The sequence below is a fragment of the Nocardia sp. NPDC004068 genome (assembly GCF_042874315.1).
GTDB lineage: Bacteria > Actinomycetota > Actinomycetes > Mycobacteriales > Mycobacteriaceae > Nocardia.
Genome location: NZ_JBIAMW010000013.1, coordinates 194,016 through 204,720 on the forward strand (window position 1 = coordinate 194,016; position 10,705 = coordinate 204,720).

The window sequence follows — 10,705 nt, forward strand, 5'->3', positions numbered from 1 at the left end:
ACAATCGTTCCTTACCAGGTGATGGGAAGCGAGTGGACGCCGTACACGACCATGTCGTGTTTGAACCGCACCTCGTCGAACGGAATCGCCAGGCGCAGTGTGGGAATGCGTCGATACAGCGTGCCGTAGACGACCTGGAGTTCCATCCGGGCCAGCGGCTGGCCGAGGCACTGGTGCACGCCGTAGCCGAAGGCCAGGTGGTGGCGGGCCTCCCGGTGGATGTCGAGGCGATCGGGCTCGGGAAACGCCGCGGCGTCCCGGTTTCCGGCATCGGTGCACAGCACCACGCCCTCACCGGCGCGAATCAGTTTGCCGCCGACCTCGACGTCCGCGGTGGCCACCCGCCGCCGCCCGCCGTGCACGATGGTCAGATACCGCAGCAGCTCCTCGACCGCGTTGGCGATCAGCTTGGGATCCTCGGTCTCGCGCAGTTCGGCCAGCTGCTCGGGGTGTTGCAGCAGCGCCAGCGTCCCGAGCCCGATCATATTGGCGGTCGTCTCGTGCCCGGCGATCAACATCAGCAGGCTCATATCCACGACCTCGTCGATGCTCAGCGCACCGGTGGCCACATGCTCGGTGAGCAGGCGGCCGATCATGTCCTCGGTCGGGGATTTCTGTTTGGCCACAACAAGATCCAGCAGATACGCGCGTAGCTCGTGAGTGGCCGTCAATGCGTCCTCGACGGATGTCTCGCGCGAGACGAGCTTCCTGCTGCACGCCTGGAAGAAGTCGTGATCCTCGTACGGCACCCCGAGCAACCGGCAGATCACCAGCGAGGGCACCGGCAGTGCGAACGCGGTCACAAGATCCACGGGCCTCGGGCCGGCGAGCATGGCATCGATCAGCTCGTCGACGATCTGCTGCACCTGCGGCCGCAGCGCCTCGACCCGCTTGATCATGAAGTTGCGGGTGAGCATCTTGCGCTGGCGATCGTGTTCGGGGTCGTCCATCGCGATGAACGCGCGGGTGCCGCCGGCTCGGCGGCGGGCCTCGATCGAGGCGGACTGGTAGGGGTATCCGTCCTTGCGGACATCGGCGCTGAACCGCTGGTCGGCGAGCACGGTGCGGACATCCTCGAAGCCGGTGATCAGCCAGGGCGTGGCGCCGTTCCAGATACGCACCCGCCCAACGGTTTCCACCTCACGCAGCCGTGGCGGCGGATCGAAGGGGCGGTCCGCGGCCCGATCCATGGGGAAGGAGGGAAGGGTTTCGGTCATCATGACCCCCAGAGAAGTTACCAAACGATTGTTCACTAACTCTCCCCAGAGTAGTTCCATGTGGTTACGCTGAGCAATGACCAATCGCGCGAAGAGGTTTCGAGCTACTCGACGACGAGGGAGATGAGCTGGTCGACGAACTCCATGATGGACGCCGCCTGCGCGGCGTCACCTCGACTGTGCCACAGCGCGACTCGGCCGTGCGCGCCGACGAAGACGATCACCGCGGCCTGCTCGGCCGGGACCCGCAGCCGCACACCGATTTTCTCGCAACGCTCCAGCAGCGTGATCACCTGCCGCACGATCTCCACCAGCGGACCGGAACGAATCGGCGGCGCGGGCCGATTGTCGATGATCAGCCGGTAGTGCCCCGGATTGTCCAGGGCGAAGCGACAATACGCCTTCATCCGCGCCCGCACCCGATCCAGCGGCTGCTCGGCCGGCCACTGCGCCTCGGCCGCATCCATCGCCGCCGCCAACTTCTCGTAGTCGTAGGAGATCAGCCCGTCGACCAGCGCCGCCTTATCGCTGAAGTGCTGATAGATACTGCCCGGCGAGATCCCCGCCGCGCGCGCCACCCCCCGAATCGTCAACCCCTGTTCGCCCCCCAATTCCGACAGCAACCGCGCGGCCGCCTCGAGAATCTCCACCCGCAATCGCTCCCCCTGCCCCCACGGGTTGCGGACGCGCTGCGAACTTCCGGCCATCGGGAAACTGTATCCGCCCACAGGGACAGTCAGGTGGCTGCTCTGGTCGGGCGGATCACGGGATGAGTGGGCGGACTTTCTCGGCGAGGAATCGGAAGAATCCGGTGGGGTCGGGTTCGTCCGGGGTGGGTTCGAGGACCACGGTGTCGGCACCGGCCTGTGCCCACCGGGTGACGGTGTCGGCGATCGCCTGGGCATCACCCACGGCGCAGAGCCCATCGTTCATGTCGTGACCGAGTTTTCGCACCTCCGCCTCGGCGCGGTCGGCCGCGTCGGGTCCGGTGGCGGCCACCAGCTGGACTCCGAAGGAGAAGCCTTTGCTGGCCGTGTGTTCTGCCCGACCCTGCCGGGTCAATTCGATGGCCGACTCGATACCTGCCAGGGTGGTGCCGGTGACGACCCCATCGGCGTACTCTCCGGCCAGCCGCAGGGTACGCGGCCCGAACCCGCCGACGATCACTGGCGGCGGGCTGGCCGGGGGCCAGTCGAGAGCGACGTCGTCGAGTCGTACGTACCTGCCCTCCACGGTGATTCGCTGCCCTGCGAGCAGGTCCTGGAGAGCGTCGAGGTATTCGCGCAGCAACGTCATCGGCGACGCCACCCGAACACCGGCTTGGCCCATCCACTCCTGATTTCCATGGCCCACGCCCCAGATCGTGCGGCCGGGAAACATCCGCTCCAGGGTGGCGATCTCCATCGCCGTCACCGCGACATTACGCAGGGGTGCCGGGAGTACGCCGACACCGATGGTTACGTGCTCGGACCAGGCCAATGCGGCCGCGGTGGCCGAGATGCCGCCTTCGGCGAAACAGTCCTCACACAGCCAAAGCTGTTCCAGCCCAGTGGAATCGGCGACCCGCACTACCTCCCGCAGGCGTTCGGGAGGGTTCTGTGGCTTGAAGACCACACCCAGTTTCGTCATAGCCGCATCGGTACCACGTGGTGCCGTGGTAGTCGACGGAATATTCGGGTAGCTCCAGGCATCACCTGGCGTCTGGGCGTTCGGCTCGGGTATGGAGGTCGGCCGTCCACAGGGGTTGGAGCATGTGCCAGTCGGCGGGGTGGTTGGCTATCCCTGCGGCGAAGCGGTCGGCGAGGGTTTGGGTGGTCTGCTGGATGCCTCGGTCGGTGTCGATCGGGGCGTCGATGTGGAACCCCCAGCCGGTGGGGGTGAACCAGCAATGGACCGGCAGCAGTGGCGCGCCGGTGTCGATGGCCAGGCGTGCGGGGCCGGAGGGCATTCGGGCCGGTTCGCCGAAGAAGGTGACCGGTACGCCGGTGCCGGACAGGTCGCGTTCACCCAGAAGGCCCACCACCCGGCCCTGTCGAAGCCGGGCGGCCAGTTGCGGAAAGGGCGGGGTCGCGCCGCCGGTGAGCGGGATGATCTCGAAGCCGAGCCCCTCGCGGAAGCGGACGAACCGACGATACAGCGACTCCGGCGCCAAGCGTTCCGCGACAACCGTGGGCTGGCCTATGCGCTGAACGACCCAGATTCCCGCGAGATCCCAGTTCCCGCTGTGCGACAGCGCCAGCACCGCGCCGGTCCGGTGGTCGATCGCGCGATGGATGTGTTCGAGGCCGGTCGCCGAGGACTCGACGGTGTCGGCCAGGCGGACCGGATCCATCGTGGGTAGCCGGAACGCCTCACGCCAGTAACGCGCATAGGAGCGCAGGCTCGCGCGCACGAGTTCGGCCGGCACCTCGTCGGGGGAAACGCCCAGCACTCGAGACAGGTTGCGTCGCAACTGAGAATGCCCCCCGCGCCGAGCCGCTCGGTCGGCCGCGGCGTCGAACAGGCGAACGGCCGCCCGCTGCGGCAGGGCACGGACCAACCGCCACCCGGCCGCATAGCCGAGATCCCAGGCGCTACCGGCCAGTGTCATCGGCCCGTACCGTCGCGGGTCGTCGAATCCCCCGCAGCCGGGCCGGACGCACTACGGAAACAGGGTTGGTGGACGGGACCGTCCGTGACCGGCGAGGTCTCGACCGGGTCGCTCGGGTGGCTGAAGAGGACGGAGCGGGCGGGATCTTCAGGACTCATCCTTGCATCCTCCTCCGCTCGCGCGAAAACGACGAACAGGGCTTCCCGTCGTCGGGACTTCAACGAGCCGAGATGGCACGTCACCGCACGGCGGGCAGTGTGAGGGCGTGGCATTCCGGCAGCGTAACGAGGAAGCCGGGTACGAAGGGGCCGTTTCCAGCCGGGCGGGCCACCGACTGTCCCCATTCCCTCATGGAACCCCTGAATCTTCACCCTTGCCGTGTTGGAAGGTGCTCGACTCCTTGATCATTCGACTCCATGAAATGCGGCAAATGACCTCGATGCGGGCGATAATCCAGGTGTCATGGGGGAGATTCGTAACCCCTTGTGAGGGAGGAGATATCGCCATCCCTGCACACGGGACAAGGTCGATTTCAGCGCGATGTGAATCTAATCGATTGGTGCGCAACCAATTTCATATACTTCTTGCAGAGAACTCCAGCTCGTGAGTCGCCGGGCCGTGCTACTGTGCAACGTGGTAGCCGAATGGGTGCGCGAACGGTTCTCCCCGCGCTGAACAGAGATGCGCTGTCGTACTTGCGTATCGCGATCGGCGGCAGGCGCATTGGCGCGTCATGCACATACGCGAGCTTCCAGTTGGGGGATTCATGCCTCGGTTCCGTACTGAAATCGACGACTGCACAATCGAACTGGAGACCGCAATACCGGCTCCCCCCGACACTGTCATCCTCGAACGGAAGGGCCTCGGCCACCCCGATACGCTGGCCGATCATCTGGCCGAGGAACTGTCGAGGGTTTACAGCCGTTTCACGCTCGCGCGGTTCGGAGCGATCTTGCACCATAATTTCGACAAGCTGGCGCTACTGGGCGGTGCCAGCGAAGTCCGGTACGGCGCGGGCCGCATGCTCGAGCCGGTGCGCGTTCTGGTCAACGGCCGGGCGACGCGATCCTGTGATGGCCAGTCGATCGCGGTGGACGAGCTTGCAGAAGCCGCGGTCCGCGCTTTCTTCCACGAGAGGTTGCCGGAACTGGAGGGCCACCTCGACATCAAGCTCAATATCACCAGCAACTCGAGTCCGGGCGCGGTGCACACCGAGGCGGGTGCACCCGAGCGAACCGACTGGTTCGCGCCCAAAACAGTAACGGCCCTGCGGGAACATCAAGTCCGCCTTGCCAATGACACCTCCCTGGGAACCGGCTGGGCTCCCGACAGTGCCGTGGAGCGGTTCGCTCGGGAGCTGGCCGACCACTTCTCGGGGGTCAGCCCGTTCACCGAGGCCCATCCGTGGTGCGGCTCCGATGTGAAGGTGATGTGCTACGCCACCGCTCACGAACTCGACGTGGTCGCCTGCGTCCCACAGAAGTCCGCCTATGTCGCAAGCCGTGTGCAGTACGAGGCGAACAAGGATGCTGTTGTCGCCGAGTGCATTCGACTGGCCGCCGCTGCGGCGCTGGCAGTCCCGGCGCGATTCCGGATCAACGTCCGGGACATTCCCGAACGGGACGAACTGTACCTGACGTACACGGGAAGCTCGATCGAATCCGGTGATGAGGGTGTGGTGGGCCGCGGCAACCGCGTGAACGGCCTCATCACGCCCCTACGGCCGATGAACGTCGAGGGCGCGAACGGGAAGAACCCGGTCTACCACGTCGGCAAGCTGTACAACGTCGCCGCTAAACGGTTGGCGGAGCAGCTATTTCGAGAAACCGGCGGCTACGCCGAGGTGCACATGGTCAGCGCGACGGGGCAGCGCCTCGACCGGCCATGGCGCATCTTGGTCCGAACCATGGCTCCCATCCAGCTGCACGAGGTGAACGTGTTGGTGCGAGAGACGTTGGAGAGCTTTCCAGCCCTTACGGACGAAATCGTCTCCGGCAAGGTGACATTGGCATGATCGCACGCCGGTACAAATCTCCGTGGCGCGCTCGGGGCGGGTCTATCGTGGAGTTGTTGAAGGGATGGCGCGTGAAACCATCTGCTGAGCGTCTCTGGAGGCAGGTGTGAGCACGACCTACCTGCTGCGGCACGCGGAGAGCATCTACAGCACGGCGTTTCGGCTCAACGGGGATCCGTCGGTCCCCGTACCCCTCACCATGACTGGGGAAAAGGCTTGTGTCGCAACACGATCCCTGGTCCCGATCGACGAGATGGCGAACTGTGTCGCGAGTCCATTCCCGCGGTGCGTGCGCACAGCTGAACTGCTCCTGGAGAACCGTGTCCGTGTTGTGCCGGAAACGCGCCTCGGCGAACTCGACTACGGCGTCTTCGAAGGCGAAAGCTTCGTCGAGTACGCACGATGGTTGGCCGGGAACGGCCCCGCGGCTGTACCGCCTGGAGCGTGCGAATCCCAGCATGGTGGTATCGGTGGACTGATGCACGGCCTGCGGGCTGCACTGACCTTGCCCGGTCCCCGCATAGTTGTGGCCCACGGGCTGCTGCTTTCATTGGTCTCTGGCCGTCGTTGCGGTGAGCGACGATCAGCTGCGTGCGGTGACGGCGGAACGGCTCGATGACCTCGCGCGATACGGTGACGATCTCGGGTGGGTCGTGGACCTGCGGGTATTCCCCTCGGAGCTGAGAGGCCATATTGCTACCCTCAACACCGAGCACCGGCACTGAACTAACACATTCACAACGCGGACGAGGCAGCCAATGCATGACGCACGGACCCTGCTCGAACTGGGCGATGAGGCCGTAACCCGGCTCGCTCGGCGGGGCTACACGCTCGATCTAGCCGTAATTGGCGAATTGTTCGAGCGCCGCAATTCTTCGATCAAAGCCGCTGACGCACTGCGCTCCGAGTCCAAGAAGGTGTCGGCCGAATTCGGTGCCACTGCCAAGAAGGGCGGCGATACGACCGAGCTGCGGGAACGGTCGCTGTCTCTCACTGAGCAGATCGACGCGATCGAGAGCGAGAAGAACAAGGTCGATGCCGAACTGCACGAGCTGCTGCTGACGATCCCGAACTTCCCGGCTGACGACGCCCCGGATGGCGTGGACGAAACCTTCAACGTCGAGATCCGCAAGCACGGCACGCCCCCGGCATTCTCCTTCACCCCGCGCGACCACATCGAGATCGGCGAAAGCGCGGGCATAATCGACTTCGGCCGTTCTGCCAAGCTGGCCGGTTCTCGCTTCAGCGTCGCCCGTGGCGCCGGAGCCGTCCTGGAACGCGCGCTCGCTACCTTTTTCCTGAGTCTGCACACCGGACGTCACGGCTATGAGGAAGTCTCGGTTCCATATCTGGTCAACCGCCCGACCATGACGGGCACAGGGCAGCTGCCGAAGTTCGAGGAAGACCTGTTCCGCACGACGCTGGCGGACAAGGAACTGTTCCTGATCCCCACCGCTGAGGTGCCGCTGACCAATCTGCACGCCGGAGAGGTACTGCCCACCGAAGAACTGCCCTATGCCTACACGGCATGGACCCCGTGTTTCCGGTCCGAGGCAGGTTCGTACGGTCGTGACACCCGCGGCCTGATCCGGTTGCACCAGTTCAGCAAAGTCGAGATGGTTCGCATCGTTGACCCCGCACAGTCGCGCGCCGAACTGGAAACAATGCTCGGGCACGCCGAAACATGCCTGCGCGAACTGGGTTTGGCCTACCGAGTCGTCAAGCTCGCTGCCGGTGACCTGGGGTTCGCGGCGACGTTCACCTACGATCTGGAAGTATGGATTCCCAGCCAGAATACCTACCGTGAGGTCAGCTCCTGCTCGGATTGCGGCAGCTTCCAGGCTCGCAGGGCGAGTATCCGCATCAAGAGCAAGGACGGCAAGAAGGGGTTCGCTGCGACGCTGAACGGTTCCGGCCTGCCGATCGGCCGAACCATGGCGGCCCTGTTGGAACAGAACCAACAGCAGGACGGCTCGGTGTCGATACCCGAGGTGCTGGTTCCTTTCACCGGCTTCCGCCGTATCAATCCGGATGGAACGACAGAATCGTGATGCGCAGTGCTCGTTGGGGTTTGCGACTTTCCTGGTAGTTACGCATTTCCACCACACGGTTACGGCGGCATCGAACGATGGCTGTGGGCAACGGCCCTGGGAGCCAGGCGATCCGGGGCCGAAGTTCACCTCCTCGGCCCCGCCTGGCGTGCAGAGTTGTCTTCTGACTGGATCATTCGTCCCCACCGACTCGAAGACCTCGAACCCGGATCGTCCAGTAGAGCCGAGCTACGGGCCGCCCGGTACGACTTACTCATCGTCGGTCACGAGTACCCTTCGCTGCCCGCTTGGCGTGCGGTTGGCGACGAATTAGCTTGCGACATAGTGACTTTCCAACATGATCCGGATTTCCGGCACCAGCCCGGAACATTCGACCAACAACGCTGTCGGCTCTACTGCTACTCCCCGGAGATGATCGAGCGCTATCGCGCGCACGCCCCGATTCGCACACTCTCGGTCCAGATCGGCCTGAACGAAACCGAACCACCCGCGGTGCCCGGTGCCGACCTGGTATGGGTGGGCCGTGTGGACTCGCAGAAATCCCCACACATCGCCGTTATGGCGGCCGGGCTGCTGGGACGCCGCATCCACATCGTCGGCCCGATCTTCGACAGCGGCTACTACCGGCGACACGCCAAATTGTTTGCATCAGACCACGTTCAGATCGCCGGTGAACTCGGCGGTCCTGCCAAGACCGCCGCGTTCGCTCGGGCCTCCACTTGCGTCTACACCTGCGGCCGAAGCTATGTGGAGGCGGGGGTGGCCACTTTGGGTGAGTCGCTTCGCGCGGGCACTCCTGTCGCGGCGCTTGCGTGGCGCAGTGGCACATGCGCCGAGGTTGGGCTGTGCGATGCCACCGGAGCTGTCGCCGTCGTCGACCCATCCAGCACCGATGAACACGCCGCAAACGCCCTGGCCCAGGCTATCGCTACGACCGACCTCATGGACGCCTCCACGGTCCAGGCCATCGGGCTCGAACGTTTCGACCCCGCAACGCATTTCAAGGCACTGGCTACCCGCCCATGACCACCGACCACGCGCTCGGATTGCCTGACGCATTCCGCGACGGGCTCGGCCCGAACTGGTCGTATCGGCACGACGGCAACCGACTCCACATTCGATACCGGCAAACCATCGGTACCTTTCGCCCGCCGCGGCGATCGCCTGAGTGGCCTGAACTCCTCACCGCAATCGAATCCAGCTTTGCCGCACGAGGAGTACACCGTGCACCGCCGCTGCCGCTTCGATGGGGAAGAGAAACCGACTTCACCATCTCCGCGGTTCAGGCGCTTGATCCTTACCTGAAGCACTGCAAACCATTTGTCTTCCGCGAGGGATTCCTACCCCAACCCGTCGTAAGGTTCACCGGCGAGCGCAGCCCAGACGGTCAACTCGCCGATGGCTTCCTGACCTCGTTCGTAAACTTGTCCCACGTCCGCCGAATCACCGACCTTCACGAGCACGCGAGAATTCTGGACGATTGGATCGGCGTTCTCTCCGACCTCGGATTGCACGCCGGGCATCTAACGATGCAGGCAAATCTGGACGTGTGGCAGCGCAGGCAGGTCAAGGGCATCACCCTGCACATCGCCCATGACGGAATGCCTCTCGGCGACTGCGTATTGCTGTGGAACGCAAAGGATCCCCGGCATATGGTCACCGATCTAGGGTCAGGGCTCGAACGAATCCATTGGGCACTCACCCGTCGTGATTGGCGGAAACTCGTGCACGGGAGCCTTTCCGAACACGAACCGAATACTCTCGACGCGCTGCGAACAGCGACCCTCGCACTGGGCAGCGGGATCCCACTCGCCAGCCGCGGATGCGGCGGAGCGATACGCCGACTACTCGGCGGAATCCCGAGGGAGGCAACTCCTTTCGGCGTCAGCCGCGCGGTCCGTGCAGCACACGGCTTCTGGTCGCTGGTAGCGCCCCTGCCTCTGCCCTGGTACGAAGTTGTGCGGTTGATTGAAGATGCCATTCCCTGATACAGGGCAACTAGGCTTTCAGGTAAGGAGATGCCCCCAGGGTGATGCTGCAGCAGATCGCCGCTCATTCCGGGGTGGCAGCACACGGTGAGCCCTGTCGCGGTGACGTGCCTGGTGCTGGGATGGCGCGGCAGCCCTACTACCAGGGGCTCGCGGCCCCGATCACTGACGTCGGACTTGCGCAAGCGATCGGACCCACGCGTTGTTCGGCGCCGACATCGTAGCGGTGAGATGGGTAGATGAGCCCGGTCAGAAGCGAAGTGCGGGAATGGCGTTGAGGTCGATGCCGTGACGAGCGTAGATCTTGATGGTGTTCTCGCCGGTCAGGTCGGATTCGGTGTATCCGAGAAGTTCTGCGGTGCGGATGACGTCGGCCTTGGTGGCGGCTTCGATCTCGAGGTAGGGCGGGATGTGTGGCCAGGTGTCGAGTTCGAGTTGTGCGCCGTCGATGGCGTCGCTGGTGATCTCTTTGACCGCGAGCCTGATGCCAGTTCCGTTGTCGCGCAGCCTGATCCACTTGGACTCGTCGCCCGGTGTGATGTCGTAGACGTAGCGGCGCATGAAGCACTCACCGAGTTTGTGTCCGCCTTTTTCCTGGATGCGGCGCTCGACGGTATCGGGGTCTATGCCGAGGATCTTGGCTTCGTGCTCGATGGCCACGGGTGGCTCTCCTAGTCCGTAGACGTGTCGAGCTGACGTTATCCTCGCGTGGACATCCACCCGGTAACGGGGCGCGGCGATCGTATCGGCGGCTAGTACTCCAGCCGGACTTCGTGATCGATGGTGTTGCTGGTCAGTGGGCTGGACGTGGAGCGGCCACCGCGTGATCATGTCGTGTTTGTGTG

At 64.4% G+C, this 10,705-nt stretch carries 10 protein-coding genes and 1 pseudogene; 6 read left to right on the plus strand and 5 right to left on the minus strand.

The annotated features are described in order from the left end of the window. Positions 1 to 11: 11 nt before the first annotated feature. The 4 genes from ACFYTQ_RS29265 to ACFYTQ_RS29280 form a co-directional block, all read right to left on the minus strand. Positions 12 to 1,217, minus strand: a complete 1,206-nt coding sequence (locus ACFYTQ_RS29265; RefSeq protein WP_387368060.1) for a cytochrome P450 — start codon at positions 1,215 to 1,217, stop codon at positions 12 to 14. Between the two features lie 104 nt (positions 1,218 to 1,321). Continuing rightward, positions 1,322 to 1,924 carry a TetR/AcrR family transcriptional regulator gene (locus tag ACFYTQ_RS29270; protein WP_387368015.1) on the minus strand — a complete coding sequence of 201 codons (603 nt, stop codon included), beginning with the start codon at positions 1,922 to 1,924 and terminating at the stop codon, positions 1,322 to 1,324. 55 nt (positions 1,925 to 1,979) lie between these two features. Further along, complete coding sequence (locus tag ACFYTQ_RS29275; protein WP_387368018.1) at positions 1,980 to 2,846, minus strand: LLM class flavin-dependent oxidoreductase; 867 nt, start codon at positions 2,844 to 2,846, stop codon at positions 1,980 to 1,982. A gap of 61 nt (positions 2,847 to 2,907) precedes the next feature. Continuing rightward, complete coding sequence (locus tag ACFYTQ_RS29280) at positions 2,908 to 3,807, minus strand: phosphatidylinositol mannoside acyltransferase (protein WP_387368021.1); 900 nt, start codon at positions 3,805 to 3,807, stop codon at positions 2,908 to 2,910. Positions 3,808 to 4,573: 766 nt separating this feature from the next. On the opposite strand from ACFYTQ_RS29280, the gene ACFYTQ_RS29285 reads away from it, so the two are divergent. From ACFYTQ_RS29285 to ACFYTQ_RS29310, 6 genes and pseudogenes are all read left to right on the plus strand, one after another. Next, positions 4,574 to 5,821, plus strand: coding sequence for a methionine adenosyltransferase (locus ACFYTQ_RS29285; protein WP_387368024.1), 1,248 nt, complete (start codon positions 4,574 to 4,576; stop codon positions 5,819 to 5,821). Positions 5,822 to 5,927: 106 nt separating this feature from the next. Continuing rightward, complete coding sequence (locus ACFYTQ_RS29290) at positions 5,928 to 6,440, plus strand: histidine phosphatase family protein (RefSeq protein ID WP_387368027.1); 513 nt, start codon at positions 5,928 to 5,930, stop codon at positions 6,438 to 6,440. A gap of 139 nt (positions 6,441 to 6,579) precedes the next feature. Next, positions 6,580 to 7,872, plus strand: coding sequence for a serine--tRNA ligase (gene serS / locus ACFYTQ_RS29295; RefSeq protein ID WP_387368030.1), 1,293 nt, complete (start codon positions 6,580 to 6,582; stop codon positions 7,870 to 7,872). A 6-nt stretch (positions 7,873 to 7,878) separates the two neighbouring features. After that, positions 7,879 to 8,217 (plus strand): annotated as a pseudogene (locus ACFYTQ_RS29300) (glycosyltransferase); the annotation flags it as partial. Between the two features lie 66 nt (positions 8,218 to 8,283). Continuing rightward, positions 8,284 to 8,898 (plus strand): hypothetical protein, encoded by a 615-nt coding sequence (locus ACFYTQ_RS29305; RefSeq protein ID WP_387368063.1) that lies wholly within the window; start codon positions 8,284 to 8,286, stop codon positions 8,896 to 8,898. Then, positions 8,895 to 9,860 (plus strand): hypothetical protein, encoded by a 966-nt coding sequence (locus tag ACFYTQ_RS29310; RefSeq protein ID WP_387368033.1) that lies wholly within the window; start codon positions 8,895 to 8,897, stop codon positions 9,858 to 9,860. The genes ACFYTQ_RS29305 and ACFYTQ_RS29310 overlap by 4 nt, the downstream gene beginning before the upstream one ends. A 249-nt stretch (positions 9,861 to 10,109) precedes the next feature. On the opposite strand, the gene ACFYTQ_RS29315 is transcribed toward ACFYTQ_RS29310, so the two are convergent. Further along, complete coding sequence (locus tag ACFYTQ_RS29315; protein ID WP_387368036.1) at positions 10,110 to 10,520, minus strand: hypothetical protein; 411 nt, start codon at positions 10,518 to 10,520, stop codon at positions 10,110 to 10,112. Between the last annotated feature and the right edge of the window lie 185 nt (positions 10,521 to 10,705).